18 protein-coding genes are annotated in these 17,334 nt (G+C 72.2%); 8 read left to right on the forward strand and 10 right to left on the reverse strand.

Annotated features, from left to right (window positions below; genetic code table 11):
* The first annotated feature begins 52 nt into the window (after positions 1-52).
* The gene (locus ACWD0Y_RS22235; protein WP_450262055.1) at positions 53-1,699 is read left to right on the forward strand and encodes a DEAD/DEAH box helicase; all 1,647 of its coding nucleotides are present in this window, start codon (positions 53-55) and stop codon (positions 1,697-1,699) included.
* A 140-nt stretch (positions 1,700-1,839) separates the two neighbouring features.
* Positions 1,840-2,679 (forward strand): alpha/beta fold hydrolase, encoded by an 840-nt coding sequence (locus ACWD0Y_RS22240; RefSeq protein ID WP_450262056.1) that lies wholly within the window; start codon positions 1,840-1,842, stop codon positions 2,677-2,679.
* Positions 2,680-2,699: 20 nt separating this feature from the next.
* Here ACWD0Y_RS22240 and ACWD0Y_RS22245 read toward each other — a convergent pair whose 3' ends face one another.
* Positions 2,700-3,617, reverse strand: coding sequence for an NYN domain-containing protein (locus ACWD0Y_RS22245; protein ID WP_093799179.1), 918 nt, complete (start codon positions 3,615-3,617; stop codon positions 2,700-2,702).
* A gap of 202 nt (positions 3,618-3,819) precedes the next feature.
* Here ACWD0Y_RS22245 and ACWD0Y_RS22250 point away from each other — a divergent pair, with 202 nt between their 5' ends.
* Positions 3,820-3,972: a hypothetical protein gene (locus ACWD0Y_RS22250; RefSeq protein ID WP_093799180.1), complete on the forward strand. Its 153-nt coding sequence runs from the start codon at positions 3,820-3,822 to the stop codon at positions 3,970-3,972.
* A gap of 62 nt (positions 3,973-4,034) precedes the next feature.
* Here the strand turns inward: ACWD0Y_RS22250 and ACWD0Y_RS22255 are convergent, their stop codons facing one another.
* From ACWD0Y_RS22255 to ACWD0Y_RS22270, 4 genes are all read right to left on the reverse strand, one after another.
* Positions 4,035-4,640, reverse strand: coding sequence for a MarC family protein (locus ACWD0Y_RS22255; protein WP_093799181.1), 606 nt, complete (start codon positions 4,638-4,640; stop codon positions 4,035-4,037).
* Between the two features lie 46 nt (positions 4,641-4,686).
* Positions 4,687-5,553, reverse strand: coding sequence for a PHP domain-containing protein (locus ACWD0Y_RS22260; protein WP_450262057.1), 867 nt, complete (start codon positions 5,551-5,553; stop codon positions 4,687-4,689).
* A gap of 106 nt (positions 5,554-5,659) precedes the next feature.
* Positions 5,660-6,298, reverse strand: coding sequence for a DUF6758 family protein (locus tag ACWD0Y_RS22265; protein ID WP_450262058.1), 639 nt, complete (start codon positions 6,296-6,298; stop codon positions 5,660-5,662).
* A gap of 172 nt (positions 6,299-6,470) precedes the next feature.
* A complete protein-coding gene (locus tag ACWD0Y_RS22270; protein WP_093803333.1) occupies positions 6,471-7,055 on the reverse strand; it encodes a suppressor of fused domain protein in 585 nt (194 codons plus the stop codon).
* A gap of 460 nt (positions 7,056-7,515) precedes the next feature.
* Between ACWD0Y_RS22270 and ACWD0Y_RS22275 the strand changes: the two genes are divergently transcribed.
* Complete coding sequence (locus ACWD0Y_RS22275; RefSeq protein ID WP_450262059.1) at positions 7,516-8,631, forward strand: magnesium and cobalt transport protein CorA; 1,116 nt, start codon at positions 7,516-7,518, stop codon at positions 8,629-8,631.
* Here ACWD0Y_RS22275 and ACWD0Y_RS22280 read toward each other — a convergent pair.
* Positions 8,609-9,544, reverse strand: a complete 936-nt coding sequence (locus ACWD0Y_RS22280) for a DMT family transporter (RefSeq protein WP_450262060.1) — start codon at positions 9,542-9,544, stop codon at positions 8,609-8,611. The genes ACWD0Y_RS22275 and ACWD0Y_RS22280 overlap by 23 nt on opposite strands.
* Before the next feature lie 86 nt (positions 9,545-9,630).
* Here ACWD0Y_RS22280 and ACWD0Y_RS22285 point away from each other — a divergent pair, with 86 nt between their 5' ends.
* Entirely contained in the window at positions 9,631-10,137 is a 507-nt protein-coding gene (locus tag ACWD0Y_RS22285; protein WP_450262061.1) for a hypothetical protein, read from the forward strand.
* Between the two features lie 6 nt (positions 10,138-10,143).
* Here the strand turns inward: ACWD0Y_RS22285 and ACWD0Y_RS22290 are convergent, their stop codons facing one another.
* Complete coding sequence (locus ACWD0Y_RS22290) at positions 10,144-10,926, reverse strand: hypothetical protein (protein ID WP_450262062.1); 783 nt, start codon at positions 10,924-10,926, stop codon at positions 10,144-10,146.
* A 173-nt stretch (positions 10,927-11,099) separates the two neighbouring features.
* Between ACWD0Y_RS22290 and ACWD0Y_RS22295 the strand changes: the two genes are divergently transcribed.
* From ACWD0Y_RS22295 to ACWD0Y_RS22305, 3 genes are read left to right on the forward strand one after another with little or no spacing between them, the layout of a single operon-like run.
* Positions 11,100-12,392, forward strand: a complete 1,293-nt coding sequence (locus ACWD0Y_RS22295) for a magnesium transporter MgtE N-terminal domain-containing protein (RefSeq protein WP_450262063.1) — start codon at positions 11,100-11,102, stop codon at positions 12,390-12,392.
* Positions 12,382-12,969 carry a DUF1003 domain-containing protein gene (locus tag ACWD0Y_RS22300; protein ID WP_450262064.1) on the forward strand — a complete coding sequence of 196 codons (588 nt, stop codon included), beginning with the start codon at positions 12,382-12,384 and terminating at the stop codon, positions 12,967-12,969. Before ACWD0Y_RS22295 ends, ACWD0Y_RS22300 begins: the two co-directional genes overlap by 11 nt.
* A 43-nt stretch (positions 12,970-13,012) precedes the next feature.
* On the forward strand, positions 13,013-14,146 hold the full coding sequence (locus tag ACWD0Y_RS22305) for an Mrp/NBP35 family ATP-binding protein (protein WP_450262065.1): 1,134 nt from the start codon (positions 13,013-13,015) through the stop codon (positions 14,144-14,146).
* A 91-nt stretch (positions 14,147-14,237) separates the two neighbouring features.
* Here ACWD0Y_RS22305 and ACWD0Y_RS22310 read toward each other — a convergent pair whose 3' ends face one another.
* The 3 genes from ACWD0Y_RS22310 to ACWD0Y_RS22320 all read right to left on the reverse strand — a co-directional run bounded on the left by ACWD0Y_RS22310 (position 14,238) and on the right by ACWD0Y_RS22320 (position 17,267).
* Positions 14,238-14,918, reverse strand: coding sequence for a hypothetical protein (locus tag ACWD0Y_RS22310; protein ID WP_450262066.1), 681 nt, complete (start codon positions 14,916-14,918; stop codon positions 14,238-14,240).
* Positions 14,919-15,036: 118 nt separating this feature from the next.
* Entirely contained in the window at positions 15,037-15,507 is a 471-nt protein-coding gene (locus ACWD0Y_RS22315; protein WP_450262067.1) for a sec-independent translocase, read from the reverse strand.
* Positions 15,508-15,671: 164 nt separating this feature from the next.
* Positions 15,672-17,267 carry a S1C family serine protease gene (locus ACWD0Y_RS22320; RefSeq protein ID WP_450262068.1) on the reverse strand — a complete coding sequence of 532 codons (1,596 nt, stop codon included), beginning with the start codon at positions 17,265-17,267 and terminating at the stop codon, positions 15,672-15,674.
* Between the last annotated feature and the right edge of the window lie 67 nt (positions 17,268-17,334).

Here is a 17,334-nt window from a genome sequence, read left to right on the forward strand (position 1 = left end):
CGCCGAAGCCCTTGAAGCCGTCGGCATTCTGTCCCCCTTTCCCATCCAGGAGATGACGCTCCCCGTCGCGCTCTCCGGCAGCGACGTCATCGGCCAGGCCAAGACCGGCACCGGCAAGACGCTCGGCTTCGGCCTTCCCCTGCTGGAGCGCGTCACCGTCCCCGCGGACGTCGAGGCGGGCCGGGCCAAGCCCGCGGAGCTGACCGAGGCTCCGCAGGCGCTCGTCGTCGTCCCCACCCGTGAGCTGTGCCAGCAGGTCACCAACGACCTGCTGACGGCCGGCAAGGTCCGCAACGTCCGCGTGCTCGCCATCTACGGCGGCCGGGCGTACGAGCCCCAGGTCGAGGCGCTCAAGAAGGGCGTCGACATCGTCGTCGGCACGCCCGGGCGTCTGCTCGACCTCGCGGGCCAGAAGAAGCTCGACCTCTCCCACGTGCGTTCGCTCGTGCTCGACGAGGCCGACGAGATGCTCGACCTGGGCTTCCTGCCCGACGTCGAGAAGATCATGAAGATGCTGCCGCCGAAGCGCCAGACGATGCTGTTCTCGGCGACCATGCCGGGCGCCGTCATCGGTCTCGCCCGCCGGTACATGTCGCAGCCCACGCACATCAGCGCCACGTCGCCCGACGACGAGGGCGCGACCGTCGCGAACATCACGCAGCACGTCTTCCGCGCCCACAACATGGACAAGCCGGAGCTCGTCTCCCGCATCCTCCAGGCCGACGGCCGCGGGCTCGCGATGATCTTCTGCCGTACGAAGCGGACCGCCGCCGACATCGCCGAGCAGCTGGAGAAGCGCGGCTTCGCCTCCGGCGCGGTCCACGGCGACCTCGGCCAGGGCGCGCGCGAGCAGGCGCTGCGCGCGTTCCGCAACGGCAAGGTCGACGTGCTGGTCTGCACCGACGTCGCCGCCCGCGGCATCGACGTCGAGGGTGTGACGCACGTCATCAACTACCAGTCGCCCGAGGACGAGAAGACGTACCTGCACCGCGTCGGCCGCACCGGCCGCGCGGGCGCGAAGGGCATCGCCGTCACGCTGGTCGACTGGGACGACATCCCGCGCTGGAAGCTCATCAACAAGGCGCTGGACCTGCCGTTCGACGAGCCCGAGGAGACGTACTCCACCTCTGCTCACCTGTACGAGATCCTGAGCATCCCGGCCGGTACGAAGGGCGTGCTGCCCCGGGCCGACCGGACCCGTGCGGGTCTGGGCGCGGAGCAGGTCGAGGACCTCGGCGAGACGGGCGGCCGCGGGCGCAGGTCCGCGGCGGCCGCTGCCGCGCCGGCCGTCGTCGAGGAGCGCGCCCCGCGTACGCCGCGTCAGCGTCGCCGTACGCGCAACGGCGCGCCGGTGACGGCGGACGCGAACGAGGCGACGGCGGTCTCCGCCGAAGCCACCGCGGTGCCGGAGACGGTGTCCGGGGCCCCCGAGACCCCTGCCGCCGAGCCGCGCACCCCGCGCCGTCGCCGCCGCACCCGTGCGGCGAACGCGGTGGAGGCCGTGGCGGAGACGGCGGAGGCCCAGATCCCCGCTCCCGCGGAGGAGCCCGAGGCCCCGAAGAAGCCCCGTCGCCGTACGCGCGCGGCGAAGCCGGCCGAGGCAGCGGCCGAGGCTCCCGCGTCCGCCGAGGCCCCGGCTCCGGTGAAGGCGCCCCGCCGCCGCACGCGCGCCGCCGCCGCGGCGCAGCCCGAGAGCTGATCCGGCACGCCCCGGTGGCCCGGTTCCCCTTCGCGGGGGGCCGGGCCATCGGCGTACGGCGGGGGCACGGCCTCCCGCCGCCACGGAAAGCGCGGCCGTGCGGCCCGTGCGCCGCGCCGCGCAGCCGCTAGCCTCGTCGCATGAGCAGGCCGCCCACCTTCACCCCGCCCCCCGGCACCCGCGCCCTCCCCCTGCGCACCTCGCGCGGTGTGTTCGCCGCGCTCGAAGCGCGGCCGCGGCGCGCGGAGCCCAGAGGCACCGCGCTGCTGCTGCCCGGGTACACCGGGAGCAAGGAGGACTTCATCGCGATGCTGGTGCCGCTCGCCGAGGCCGGGTACCGGGTCGTCGCGGTCGACGGGCGCGGGCAGTACGAATCCGACGGGCCGGGCAGCGAACAGGCTTACGCGCAGGGCGAGTTGGCCCGGGACGTGCATGCGCAGGCGGTCGCCTGCGGTACGCCGGTGCACCTCGTCGGGCACTCCCTCGGGGGTCAGGTCGCCCGCGCGGCCACCCTGCTCGACGCGGCGCCGTTCGCTTCGCTGACGCTCATGTCGTCGGGCCCGGCCGAGGTCTCGCCCGCGCAGCAGCAGAGGATCGCACTGCTGACGCAGGCTCTCGGCGCCATGACCATGGCCGAGGTGTGGGAGGCCATGCAGGCGCTCGACCCGCCGGAGGACACCGACCTCGACGGCGCGGCCCTGCGCGCGCGCTGGCTTCGGCACGACCCCGCGCAGCTCGTCGCCACCGGCCGGCAGCTGACGGGCGAGCCGGACCGCGTGGCCGAGCTCTCCGCGGCGGGGCTCGCGGTGCACGTGGTGTCAGGAACCACGGACGACACCTGGCCGGTGCCCCTGATCGACGAGATGGCCGAGCGGCTGGGCGCGTACCGGACGGTCGTCGAGGGCGCCGGGCACTCCCCGAACACCGACCGGCCCGAGGAGACCGCGAAGGCGCTGGCGGGGTTCTGGGACGCCCTGTGACGCCGGCCCCGGCCGGGGGGCTAGTACTGGGCCTGGAGGTGCTGCCAGAAGCCGTCCCGCAGCGCCCTGCGGAGGTCCGCGTGGCCGCGCAGGGACCGCTGGAGCAGCCGCTCCGCCTCCACCAGGAGCTCCTGGTCCACCGAGCCGGGCAGGTAGGGGTGTCCGGGCAGCAGGTCGGCCAGCGACTCCCGGCCCCGCGCCCCCAGCCACGCCGCCGCGATCTGCGCGCCGACGAAGCGGACGTCCTCGCGGGACGGCCGCGGGGCGCCCTCGTTCTCGTACGTCGTGACGGGGCGCCGCGTGACGTACGGCTTGCAGAAGTCGAGGTCGAACGTGCGCTGGCTGTCGACCTCCCACAGGAGCGGTTCGGCCTGGTTGCGGCCCTCGCCCGCCTCGATGCCCCACAGGTGGACCCGTGCGCCGTAGCCCTGGGCGGCCTCGACCGCGGAGACCAGGTCCTCGTCACCGCCCACCAGCGCCGCGTCGCTGATGGCGCGGTGCCTGGCCAGTGATTCCAGGTCCGTGCGGATCAGGGAGTCGACGCCCTTCTGCTGGTTGTTGGCGTTGAGGTTGCCGAGGCGGACCTTGACGTCGGGCAGCTCGGCGATCGACTGCTGCTCGGTGGTGTGGATGCGGCGCCTGGCCCCGTCGTACCAGTACACCCGCAGCAGCCTGCTGTCCGCGAAGATCGTGCGGGCCTTGTCGATGAAGGCCTCGATGATCCCTTCCGCGTCGAGGTCGAAGGACCTGCGGTCCTCGGTCCCGGTCACGAGCAGCCCGGCCGCCGCGTAGACGTATCCGGCGTCGACGAAGATCGCGTGGGTGGAAGGGGTCTTCGCCACCTCGGCGAGCATGCGGTGGAGCAGCTCGTTGGTGCGCTCCAGGCGGGCGGCGATCCCGTCGAGTTCAGTGGGGCCCGAAGGCTGTGCGTCGTCCATACGGATCTCATTGTCCGTGGCGTGAGCGAGCGGGCACAACCGGTCCCGCTACCCATGAGTATTTAGATAGTCGAAAATTTTCTTTAGCGTAGGGAATGACTGCGGTGTGCACACCGTTGTAACCCTCAGAGAACGTGCGGCGCCTAGCCTCACGTTCCCACCCACAGTTCTCCAGCAGGAGGATCAGACGAAGGGAGAAGCCTTGCGCTTCGAAATCATGCGCCTGGACGACGTCGACGGTTCCGCCGTCGACAGCACCGTCGTGGACGCCGCCTCCGTCAACCGGATCGTGCAGCAGGCCGCCTCTGTCGGCCAGCGCATCTACATCCGCCCGGCCGAGACCTCGGCTTCGTAACGCCGTAGTGGTTTGTTGAGGTAAGCGCCCCCGTACGTCACGTACGGGGGCGCTCGTGCGTGTCAGCCGCCCCGGATCACCTGGGTGACGCCGTTGATGATCTGCTGCACCGCGATCGCGGACAGCATCATGCCCGCGAGACGCGTCACCAGGACCACGCCGCCGTCCTTGATCACCCGGATGATCAGCAGCGAGTAGCGCATGGCCAGCCACAGGACCACGTGCATCGCAGCGATCGCCGCCCAGACCGAGACCTGCGCCGTGGCGCTGTCCGCGTGCTGCACGGCGAGGATCACCGAGACGATCGCACCGGGACCCGCCAGCAGCGGCATTCCCAGCGGTACGAGCGCGACGTTGACGTCCTTGGTCTGCGTCGGCTCGTCGGTCTTGCCGGTCAGGAGGTCGAGCGCGATCAGAAGGAGCAGCAGGCCGCCCGCGATCATCAGCGCCGGCACGGACACGTGCAGGTAGTCGAGGATCTGCTGGCCGAGGAGACCGAAGACGGCGATCACGCCGAAGGCGACGGCGACGGCCTGCCAGGCCATCCTGCGCTGCACCTTGGCGGGCCGGCCCGAGGTCAGGGCAAGGAAGATCGGGGTGATCCCAGGGGGGTCCATAATCACAAAAAGCGTGAGAAAGAGGGATCCGAAAACGGCAAAGTCGAGCACAGTGATGCCTTGCGAGAAGAGGGTCGTACGAGGGGGAAGTGCGGCGTTACGGGCGGAGGCTTCCGCCCGCGCCGGGCACCGGGAAGGCGCCGGTCGCGCGTCGCGTGATCTCGCCGTAGATCTCGGGGTCCGTCGTGTACTCACCGAGCTGTACGGTCTTGCGGCTGCCGTGGTAGTCGCTGGATCCGGTCGTCAGCAGCCCCAGGTCGGCGGCGAGGCCGCGCAGCCGCGTACGGGTGGGCCCGTCGTGGTCCATGTGGTCGACCTCGATCCCGTCGAGGCCGGCGGCGGCCAGCGCCGCGATCGCGCTCTCGGGAACGGTCTCGCCGCGCTTGACGGCGGCGGGGTGCGCGAAGACGGTGACTCCGCCGGCCGCCTTGACGAGGCGGATCGCGTCGAAGGGGTCCAGCTCGTGCTTCTCGACGTACGCCCGGCCTCCGTTGGCCAGCCAGTCGGGCGTGAAGGCGTCGGAGACACTCTCGACGACGCCGAGTTCCATCAGCGCGGACGCGATGTGCGGACGGCCGACCGAGCCGTCTCCGGCGATACGGGCCACCTGCCCCCACTGGATCGGCACGCCCAGCTCCTGGAGCCTGGCGACCATGCCCCGCGCGCGGGGCACCCGGTCGTCCCGCACCAGCTCGCGCTCGCGCGCCAGCTCGGGCTCGTCGGGGTCGAAGAGGTACGCCAGCATGTGCAGCCCGACGCCGTCGAGGCGGCAGGAGAGCTCGGCGCCGGTGACCAGCGTCAGCCCCGCCGGGAGCGCGGCGATCGCCTCGGCGTGGCCGCGCGTCGAGTCGTGGTCGGTGAGCGCCACGACGTCGAGCCCGGCCGCGGCGGCGCCCCGCACCAGTTCCGCGGGGGTGTCCGTGCCGTCCGATGCGGTGGAGTGGGTGTGCAGGTCGATGCGCACGACGCGTGACTCCGGGGCTCGGCGGGACGGGAGACCGGTCCAGGATAGCCGGGAATCGAACAGCCCCCTGTCCCCTCTCCCGTCAGGAGAGCCGGCCCCTCTCCCGTCAGGAGAGCAGCCGCGGCGACAGCGCCCCGCACGGCACCAGGTCCACTTCCGCGCCCGCGTCGCGCAGATCGGTCAGTATCAGTTCGTCGTACATCAGCAGGCCCGCCTGCTCCGGCCAGGCGATCGCCCACACCCACAGCCCGCACGCCTCGCCCGCGAAGACCGCGCGGTCGTCGGGGGTGCCGGAGACGTGCCACAGCGGGGCCGGCCGGCCGGCCGCGAGGACCTTGGCCTGCGGCGGTTTCTCCATGTCGATGTACGCCCCCGGATCGGGCCCGTCCACGCCCGCGTAGCGCGCCCCGAGACCGACCCCGAGCTCCTCGGCCACCAGCAGCAGCTCGCCGAGTCCGCCGAGCGGTCCGGGCCCGGAGCAGGCGACGACGGTGGCGCGGGAGCCACTGCGGTCGTCACCCGCGCAGGACACCCCGGTGAACAGCCACCCGACGGGCAGCGGCCACGGCATCCACACCGGAACCTTGGCGCGCTTCACCGCGACGGTGAGGGCCTCCACGCTGGGCGGGACCACGGGCTGCTGCGGATGCACCGTCCCGTGCACATCGCACTGCCAGGAGTCGGAAAAGAGACCGGGCGCCCTGACCCGGCCACCGCACTTCGGGCAACTGGGTTCGCCCCTCATAGGGCCCAACGGTCCTCCCCGGCCGTCCCCGCGTCAAGGACGATCACCCGTCCGGAGCCGAATCCGCCCCGAGCCCCGGACCCACCATCGCCCACTCGTTCGAGCGGAAGGTCCCCTGACGGGCCTCCCCGGCCGGGGGCCGGGCGGCACGGCGCCGCGCGTTCCGCGACGATCAGTCGAGCGGCACCGACGCACGCAGCGGATCGCGCAGGTCCGTGCCGTGCGTCAGCCAGCGCTCCTGGAGCTCCTGCGCGCCCTTGACCCGCTTCCACGCCGCCTCGTTCGGCGTCATGGGCAGCAGGGGCAGGAAACGCACCGGGTCCATCGGGGCGTCCAGCTCCAGGTCCTCCACCAGGCCGCCGGACTCCGCGACGAGTACGGAGCTGAACGGCGCCCCGGGCCACAGCGGCTCCCCGAGGTCCAGCGAGGCGCCCGGGGCCACGATCACACCCTCCACCTGTGGCGACGCCGCGAGGACCGCGAGCGGGCGCAGCACCTTGTCGGTGTCGGCGAGACCGGCCCGTACCGACAGGACCAGCTCGGCGCGCGGGCCCTTCACCGGGTCGGCGAGGACCGCGGTCGGGTCGGCCATCGGCTGGGCCGACATGCCGAGGGTGGCGTAACGGACGACGTCGCCGTCCACGAAACGCAGTACCTCCATACGGTCCGTACCGAGGAACGTGACGGCGGCGCGCGCGTCCGGTTCGCCCAGCGCCGTACGCAACCGGGCTTCCACCAGCGCAAGAACATCTCCCATGCCCGTGAGCATAGGCGCGTACGGAAACGGTGAAGAAAGACCTTGACACAACAGTGGGCTGATAGTCTTGGCCGCTGGTCGGGGCAGCACGCAGAAGCGTGGCTTTCGAGTCCCGACATCACGTCATCCCCCAAGGGGGACCGGCCGGAGGAGGTGGGGCTGCGGTGGATCGAAGTCGACCAGGCAGTACCAACCGCTCTTCCGCACCGTCAGTGTTCCCCGGGGCCTGAAGCCCTTCGTACCCGGCTGCCAACCGGTGAAACCTACGGGGCCCACGGCATTTCGCGCGACGGAAGAGCACTTCGTTTTTGCCTGATCCGTGTCTGAGCGAACGCCGTCACCGCGTCCCCGCGGTGCCGCCCGCTTTGCCGACGTACGGTGCCCCGACGCCGCGGCCCGCACGTCTCCATTCCGGGCAGTGCCATGCCTCGCTGACGGCTTCTCCGTGAAGGAGCCCGCCATGTCGATGATCCGTGACCTGCGCGCAGCGGTCCGTCCGTCCCTGCGCAAGAGCAGCACTGTGTACAGCAGTTACGACACCACCCGCGACCCGTCCGCGAGCAGCGCGGTCGTCGACTGCGCGGTCTACCGCGACGGGCGCCGGGTGAAGGACGCGGAGTGCCTCACTCCGCACGAGGCGATGGTCCGCGTCCGGGAGGGCGGCGGCTTCGCCTGGATCGGTCTGCACGAGCCGACCGAGGCCGAATTCGCCGGTATCGCCGCCGAGTTCGGACTGCACCCGCTGGCCGTCGAGGACGCCGTGCACGCGCATCAGCGGCCCAAGCTGGAGCGGTACGACGACACCCTCTTCACCGTCTTCAAGACGATCCACTACGTCGACCACGCCGAACTCACCGCCACCAGCGAGGTCGTGGAGACCGGTGAGGTGATGTGCTTCACCGGCAAGGACTTCGTCATCACCGTGCGGCACGGCGGCAAGGGATCGCTCCGCGCGCTGCGCCACCGGCTCCAGGACGATCCGGAGCTGCTCGCCAAGGGACCGTCGGCGGTGCTGCACTCGATCGCCGACCACGTCGTCGACGGGTACATCGCGGTGGCGGGCGCCGTGCAGGACGACATCGACGAGGTCGAGATCGATGTCTTCTCCGCGCCGGCCAAAGGCAGTCCGCGCGGTTCGGACGCGGGCCGGATCTACCAGCTCAAGCGGGAGGTCCTGGAGTTCAAGCGGGCCGTCGCGCCGCTGCTGCGGCCGATGCAGCAGCTCAGCGAGCGGCCGATGCGGCTCGTCGACCCGGACATCCAGAAGTACTTCCGCGACGTCGCCGACCACCTCGCGCGGGTGCACGAGGAGGTCGTCGGCTTCGACGAACTGCTCAACTCGATCCTCCAGGCCAACCTCGCGCAGGCGACCGTCGCCCAGAACGAGGACATGCGCAAGATCACGTCCTGGGCGGCGATCGTGGCCGTGCCGACGATGATCTGCGGTGTCTACGGCATGAACTTCGACCACATGCCGGAGCTGCACTGGCGGTACGGCTATCCGCTGGTGCTCGGCTCCATCGTCGTCGTCTGTGTCAGCATCCACCGCACGCTCAAGCGGAACGGCTGGCTCTGACGACGAGCGCGAGGCCGGACAGGATCACCAGCAGGGCGGGGTAGGCGGCCGCCGGCGGCTGCTGCCCCAGCCACAGCGCGGCGATCAGGGCGGCGCCCGGGGTCTCCAGGAGGATCGCCGTCGAGGTGACGGAGGGGCCCAGGGTGCTCACGACGCGGTTGAGCAGGGAGTGGCCGAGGAGCTGGGCGGCGGCGGTGAGGGCGGCGAGCTGGAGCCAGGTGGTGGCGTCGTACCCGCCGAGTCCGGCGCCCGAGACGAGGCAGACCACCAGCAGGATCAGGGCGGTCGTCGAGTAGCAGACGTAGGTGTACGCCGTCGTGCTCACCGTCCGCCGCACCTCGGCCCCGAGCAGGACGTACCCGGCGGCGGCGATGCCGCCGCCGAGCGCGAGCGCGTCGCCCGCGAGCGCCCGGGGGGACAGCGTCATGTCGACCCCGGTCAGGATGACGACGCCCACGACGGCGAGCACCGTGCCGGCCCACACCATGCGGGGCGGCCGGTGGCCGCGCATCCGCAGCAGGATCGTCGTCCAGATGGGCGTGGTGGTGCACAGGGCGGTCGACGACGCGACCGAGGTCATCCGCAGGCTCGGCAGCCAGAGCCCGAAGTGGAGCGCGAGCAGGGCTCCCGCGGCGACGGTGAGGAGCAGCGGCCTGCGTCCCATGCGGCGCAGCCCGGTGCGGTGCCCGACGAGGACCAGGGGGGTCAGTACGCCGACCGCCATGGCGTTGCGCCAGAACGCGATGGCGAGCGCCGGGGCGGCGGTCGCCGCGATGAGCGGCGCGGAGAACGAGACGCTGGCGACGGCGACGCCGAGCAGGACGAGGTCGGCACGGGGGGCGGCGTGGAATCCGGGCGACTGCGGATCCGGCGCGGTGGTGGAGCCGTCGGTGCGGCGGGCTGTTGCGGGCACGGGATCACGGTAAGGGGCGTGGCGCGGTTACGGAACTGTCCAGCCCCGGTCGAGCCCCGCGGCGCACGGGGCCTAGGCTTGCGCCCATGACGCAGACCTTGCTCGACCAGGCCCTCGTCGAGGAGGCCACCAAGAAGTCCGGGCTCATCTGGGTACGGGGCACCGGCCCCGCCCGCTCCCTGTGGCACGTGTGGCACGACGGCGCCGCCTACGTGGTCGGCGACGGCCCCGGCGAGCAGCCGCTGCCCGGACTGACCGGCGGCGGGAGCGCCGAAGTGACCGTACGCAGCAAGGACAAGGGCGGCCGGATCGTCGCCTGGACGGCCGCGGTCACCGAGCATCCGGCCGGGTCCGAGGCGTGGGAGGCAGCCGTCGCCGAGCTCAAGGGCAAGCGCCTGAACGCGCCCGACGCCGAGCAGATGACCGAGCGCTGGGCCCGCGAGTGCCGCGTGCTGCGCCTGGAGCCGCTGAGCGTGAACACCGACCTGCCGGACGGCCCGCTCTCGGCCGCCCCGCTGCCGACGGACGCGACGACGCGCCGGCCCGCACCGGCGGCGCTCCCCCGCCTCCTGCTCAAGCGCGGGAAGCGCTAGCGCCGGCTAGGAAGCGCCGTCCGAGGTCTTGGGGAGCCGGCCGCCGTAGTCGACGGTCTCGTCCTTGTCCGGCGCTTCCAGCGTGAACCCCTCGTCCCAGTCGGCGAGCCTGACCACACCCGCGTCGCCCGCCCGCTCCAGCTTCAGCGGGTACGGCGTGCCGATCAGCGACACGGCGAGGCTGCCCCCCGTGCCCTTGCCGCCGGTGACCTCGATCGTACGGACGCCGCCGACCTTGCGGCGGTCGCCCTTGGCCAGCTTGCCGTGCAGTCCGAGCAGGCCGTCGAGCAGGACGTCCTTGTCCGTGAAGCCGCGCAGCTGGTCGTACGCAGGGTCGCCGTCCGGGACCTTCACGTACTTGTCCTCCAGCTTGCCCGCGGCCGCCTCGTCGGACGCCGAGGACTCGGGGGACCGCTCCGCCCCGTGGTCCCAGAAGTCGGCGCCGGCCTTCATGAAGAGCTCGTCCTCGATGCGCAGCAGCTCGAACGTGCTGTCCTCGGAGGTCACGGAGCCCGTGCCGCCGTCCTCCTTGAGCCGCATGTCGAGCTTGTACGAGCGGCCCTTGCTGACGACGGTGCCCGAGAGCCGTACCGACTCCGCGTCGCGCGCAGCGTTCCGCGCCTTGGCCTCGATGGCCGAGGCCCGGAGTCTGCCCACCCCGTTGGTCCCCTTGTCCGGGTCCGGCGGCGGTTCCTCACCGCAGGCGGTGAGCGCCGCGGTCAGCCCGACGCACACGACGCCGAGCAGGGCAGCCCGGCGGGCTCGGGCGGCCGGGGGAAATGCAGTCACAAGCGCACTGCCTCTCATACGGGTGTCCGGGGTGGCAGCAGGCAGCGTACCTGTGCCGTCTACGCTGTCCGGAAGGGAGCCGTCCGGGCGCCCCTTGGGAGCGGGGCGGACCTGCACGGGCTAGCCTGAACCCGTTATCGGCCTCTATTTACCGACATAGGGAGGCGCATCGGATGGCATCAGGCGCTCCCCGGATCTTCGTCTCGCACCTCGCGGGCATCGCCGTGTTCGACCCGAACGGCGACCAGGTCGGCCGGGTGCGCGACCTGGTCGCGATGTTGCGGGTGGGCCGCAGGCCGCCGCGTCTGCTCGGCCTGGTCGTCGAGGTGGTGAGCCGGCGACGGATCTTCCTCCCCATGACGCGCGTGACGGGCGTCGAGTCGGGGCAGGTCATCACGACCGGCGTGGTGAACGTGCGCCGTTTCGAGAAGCGCCCGACCGAGCGGCTGGTCCTGGGCGAACTCCTCGACCGCCGGGTGCGCCTGGTGGACACCGGCGAGGAGGTCACGGTCCTGGACGTGTCGGTCGTGCAGCTGCCCGCCCGCCGCGAATGGGAGATCGACAAGGTCTTCGTGCGCAAGGGCAAGGGCGGGGCGCTGCGGCGGCGCGGAGAGACGCTGACCGTGGAGTGGTCGGCGGTCACCGGCTTCTCGCTGGAGGAGCACGGACAGGGCGCGGAGAGCCTGCTGGCCACCTTCGAGCAGCTGCGCCCCGCCGACCTCGCGAACGCCCTGCACCACCTGACGCCCAAGCGGCGCGCCGAGGTGGCCGCCGCGCTCGACGACGACCGGCTCGCCGACGTACTCGAAGAGCTGCCCGACGACGACCAGGTGGAGATCCTCGGCAAGCTCAAGGAGGAGCGGGCGGCCGACGTCCTGGAGGCGATGGACCCGGACGACGCGGCCGACCTGCTCTCCGAGCTGCCCGAGGAGGACAAGGAGCGGCTGCTGACGCTGATGCGGCCGGACGACGCGGCCGACATGCGGCGGCTGCTGGCGTACGAGGAGCGGACGGCCGGCGGTCTGATGACGACCGAACCGATCGTGCTGCGGCCCGACGCGACGGTCGCGGACGCCCTGGCGCGCGTACGGCAGCAGGACCTCTCCCCCGCGCTGGCCGCGCAGGTGTACGTCTGCCGGCCGCCGGACGAGACGCCGACGGGCAAGTACCTCGGGACGGTGCACTTCCAGCGGCTGCTGCGGGAGCCGCCGTTCGCGCTGGTCGGCTCGGTCGTGGAGTCCGACCTGCCGCCGCTGTCGCCGGACACGCCGCTGCCCGCGGTGACGAGCTACCTCGCGGCGTACAACATGGTCGCCGCCCCGGTCGTGGACGAGGGCCGTTCGCTGCTCGGCGCGGTGACCGTCGACGACGTGCTCGACCACCTGCTGCCCGAGGACTGGCGCGAGACGGAGTTCCACGAGCCGCCGGGGGCCGCGCTGGACGAGGAGGCCGTCCGTGGCCGGTGACAGGGGCGCCGAGCCGAGGGAGCGCGGCCGGGCCGCGACGGGCGCGAGCGCGCTGCCGCGGGCGCCCCGGGTGCGCCTGGACCAGCCGCGCGCCCCGCGCAAGCGGCTGCTGCCGGAGTACGACCCGGAGGCCTTCGGCCGGTTCTCGGAACGGATCGCCCGCTTCCTGGGCACGGGGCGCTTCATCGTCTGGATGACGCTGATCATCATCGTGTGGGTGGTCTGGAACGTCTTCGCGCCCCCCGCCCTGCGCTGGGACGAGTACCCGTTCATCTTCCTGACGCTGATGCTGTCCCTCCAGGCGTCGTACGCCGCCCCGCTGATCCTCCTCGCGCAGAACCGCCAGGACGACCGGGACCGCGTCACCCACGAGCAGGACCGGGCGCAGAACGAGCGGTCCATCGCGGACACCGAGTACCTCACGCGGGAGATCGCGTCGCTGCGGATGGGGCTCGGCGAGGTCGCCACCCGCGACTGGATCCGCTCGGAGTTCGTGGACCTGATCAAGGAGATGGAGGAGCGGCGCTCCCTATTCCCGCCCGAGTCCGCTTCCGGGAGTGACGAAGGCGACCGCTGACGGGGCTTTCCCGGGGCGGCAGTGAGCGCCGTACCATCACGGTATGGCTATGGAAGACGCGGTGCGCGAAGCACTGGCGACGGTGAACGACCCCGAGATCCACCGACCGATCACTGAACTCGGCATGGTCAAATCGGTTGAGATCGGGGCAGACGGCACGGTTGCTGTCGCGGTCTATCTCACCGTCTCCGGCTGCCCGATGCGCGAGACCATCACCAGCAACGTGCGCGAGGCGGTCGAGCGCGTCGAGGGTGTGACAAGCGTCTCCGTCGAGCTCGACGTGATGAGCGACGAACAGCGCAAGGAACTCGCGGGCGCGCTGCGCGGCGGCACCGCCGAGCGCGAGGTGCCCTTCGCCCAGCCCGGCTCGCTGACCCGGGTCTACGCGGTGGCGTCCGGCAAGGGCGGCGTCGGCAAGTCCTCGGTGACGGTCAACCTGGCCGCGGCGATGGCGGCGGACGGGCTGAAGGTCGGCGTCGTCGACGCGGACATCTACGGCCACAGCGTGCCGCGCATGCTGGGCGTGGACGGCAGGCCCACCCAGGTCGAGAACATGATCATGCCGCCGTCGGCGCACGGCGTGAAGGTCATCTCGATCGGCATGTTCACACCGGGCAACGCGCCGGTGGTGTGGCGCGGCCCGATGCTGCACCGCGCGCTCCAGCAGTTCCTCGCGGACGTGTACTGGGGCGACCTGGACGTGCTGCTGCTCGACCTGCCGCCGGGCACCGGCGACATCGCGATCTCGGTGGCGCAGCTCGTTCCGAACGCCGAGATCCTCGTGGTGACGACGCCTCAGCAGGCGGCGGCCGAGGTCGCCGAGCGGGCCGGCTCCATCGCCGTGCAGACCCACCAGAAGATCGTCGGCGTCGTCGAGAACATGTCGGGCCTGCCGTGCCCGCACTGCGACGAGATGGTCGACGTCTTCGGCACCGGCGGCGGCCAGAAGGTCGCCGAGGGGCTCACGAAGACGACCGGCGCGAACGTGCCGGTGCTGGGCGCCATCCCGATCGACGTACGGCTGCGGGAGGGCGGCGACGAGGGCAAGCCCGTCGTGCTGACCGACCCGGACTCGCCGGCCGGCGCCGCGCTGCGGGCGATCGCGGGCAAGCTGGGCGGCCGCGCGCGCGGCCTGTCGGGCATGTCGCTGGGCATCACCCCCCGCAACAAGTTCTGACCCGTCCCGGGGCCCTTCCCGGGGATGACGAAGGGGGGCGCCGCCCGTGTGGGCGGCGCCCCCCTTCGTCATGCCTCCGGGCCGGCTCCGCCTAGTCGTGGGCGTACGTCGTGATGTCCTTGATCACCGAGAAGCCCAGTCCGTACGCGCTCATGCCGCGCCCGTACGCCCCCAGGATCACGCCGTCCTCGCCCGCTCCCGCCAGCACCCAGCCGAACTCCGTCTCGCGGTAGTGGAAGGGCGCCGGAACGCCGTCCACCGGCAGCGACAGCGACGACCAGACGGGCCCCGACAGATCGTCGGCCAGCGCGAAGGCCGTCTCGGTCTGCTGGTCCAGCCAGTCGTCGCGCAGCGAGTGGTCGAGCTGCGCGGGCCAGGTGGCGGAGAGCAGGCCGGAACCGGCCAGCCAGGCGGCGGAGGAGACCGACGTGGCCTCCATCACACCCGTACCGTCCTCACTGCGCCGAACGGGGCTGTTGGCGACGGTGACGACCACCACGAAGCTCTCCCTCTCCTGGGCGTCGTCGGCGGTGGGCCGTATCGACGGCTCCTCGCCGTGGCCCGTGGATCCGTACTGCACCGTGCCGTCCGCCGCCATGCCGACCTGCATCAGCCAGCGGGGCCCGGTGAACGCCTCGTCCAGCCCGTACCAGGGGAAAGGTGCGCGCAGATAGCCGTCGACCGTACGCCGGGCCGCTGGCACCCCCTCCGCTGTGGACGTGCTGGGCAACAGGGGTGCTTCCTGCGCTCCGACCCGACTCGTGGTCTCCATCTATCCGGCCGCCTCCTTGATCCGTGGCGTCCGGCGCGGCCCGCCCCCCTCGGGCGTCCTCGCATCCGGACAGATGGAGGATAGCCACCTTGACGCGGCTCGGCCGGAAGGGCGGGCCTCAGGTGGCGTCTGCGTCGAAGGGCGGGCGCTCGCCCCCGGCGGGCGTTTCGCGCTTCCTGAGCAGGTCCGGAGCGCCGGCCGGCTCCTTCGACAGGTTCGCCCTGCCGGCGGAGCCGTTCGGGGAACCCTTCGACGAACCGCTGTCGCGCCCGTGCACCGCGTCCGCGACCTCGGCCATCTCGCTCTTGAGGTCGAAGCTGCTGCGGATCTCCTTGAGCCCGAGGTCGTCGTTCTCCATCAGCTGCTTGCGGACGAAGGTCTTCGGGTTCAGGTCCTCGAAGTCGAAGTCCTTGAACTCCGGACCGAGTTCGGAGCGGATGTCCTGCTTCGCGCTCTCGGAGAACTCACGGAGCTTGCGGATCATCCCCGTGACGTCCTGGATGAGTTTCGGCAGCTTCTCCGGCCCGAAGACGAGCACCGCAAGGACCACGAGCGTCACCAGCTCGAGTGCGCCTATGTCACTGAACACCTTGTTGCTCCTTGGGTTCTCCGCGCCCGCAGGTCGGGTGGGCCTCCCCGCCGCAGGCAGAGGACCGGTCCGGGCCCGGTCCACGGTACCCGCCCGATCTGTCCGGACGGTACCTTCACGCAACACTCATATGGACGCTTGTGCCGTCGCTCACGTTCTGCCGCTCACCTGCCGTCCGCCGAGCCGAGCGTCACGGTGACGGCCCGCTCCCGGCCCGCGCGCACCACGGTCAGTTCGAGGCGGTCGCCGGGGCGGTGGGCGCGGATCCTGACGATCAGCTCCTGGCCGTTGTGCACCTTCCGGCCGTCGACCTCGGTGATGACGTCGCGCGGCTCGATCCCGGCCCGGGCGCCGGGGCCGTCGGGCGTCACCGCCGGGCCTTCCGCGCCCTTGGTGCCGACGCGGGCGCCGTCGCCCGCGTACTTCATGTCCAGGGTGACGCCGATCACCGGATGCGTCGCCCGGCCCGTGTTGATCAGTTCCTCGGCGACCCGCTTGCCCTGGTTGATGGGGATCGCGAAGCCCAGGCCGATGCTGCCGCCCTGGCCGCCCTCCAGGCCCGTACCGCTGTCGGCCGCCCGTATCGCGCTGTTGATGCCGATGACACGGGCCTGGGTGTCCACCAGCGGTCCACCCGAGTTGCCCGGGTTTATCGGAGCGTCGGTCTGGAGCGCGTTGACATAGCTGATGTCGCTGCCGTCGCCCTTCTCGCCGCCCGCGGTGATGGGGCGCTCCTTGGCGCTGATGATCCCGGAGGTCACGGTGTTCTGGAGGTCGAACGGCGCGCCGATGGCCACCACCGGGTCCCCCACCCGTACGTTCTCGGAGTTGCCCAGGGGCAGCGGCTTGAGCCCGTCGACCCCCAGGACGCGGACGACCGCGAGGTCGTAGCCGCTGTCCTTGCCGACGATCTTCGCCTTGGCGCTCTGGCCGCCGCTGAAGGTGACGGTGATGGTGCCGCTCGCTCCGGCCGGGTCCACCACGTGGTTGTTGGTGAGGATGTGGCCCTTCGCGTCGAGCACGAAGCCGGTGCCCGTGCCCTGCTCACCGGCCCCGCCGACATGCAGGGTGACCACGCTCGGCAGGGCGCTGGCCGCGATGCCCGCGACGCTGTCGGGGGCGCGGCCCTTGCCGTCCTCCGCCCGGGCCTGGGGAAGCTCGACGCGGGTGATGCCGCCGTTGCGTTCGACGTACGCCCCGACGCCGCCGCCGATGCCGCCGGCGACCAGCGCGATCAGCAGCGCCCCGGCGAGCAGCGCACCCGGGCGGCCCTTCTTCTTCCGGCCGCCGTCCGCGCCCGAGGGATCACCGGGGTGGACCAGCGGCTGCCGGTGCACGCCCCAGGGGTCGTACTCCAGCCAGTGGGAGGGCTGGAGGTGCGGCGCCGGGGGCGCGCCGGCCCCGGTCGCCGAAGGCGCTGCGGGCGGTACGAAGGTGCCCTGCGGCGGGGTCGGCACCGGCCGCTGCACGGGCGGCGCGGGGGCCCAGGGCCCCGGGCCCCCGTACGGCGGTGTCGCGTACGGATCGGGCGCGTGCAGGGGCTGCGGACGCGGCTGCGGCGGTGTCTGCGTGGGCCCGGAGCCCTGGGGCGTCACGGGGACGGGCTCCGCGGCCGCCGGCACCGGCTCGGCGGCTTCGGCCGCTGAAGGCCCGGCCGTCCGGTCGGCCGCCTGGGCCGGGTCCGGCCCCGGTGTCCGGTGGACCGGCGCGGGACGGCTCCACCACTTCGCCTTCGGCCCGGTGGGCATGCCCTCGTCCATGTTCTCCCCGCAACCCCACGAGCACGCCCGTCGGGCCGTGCCACTTCGCTGTCCGCGCCCCCGTGGG

This window comes from Streptomyces altiplanensis, assembly GCF_053591575.1.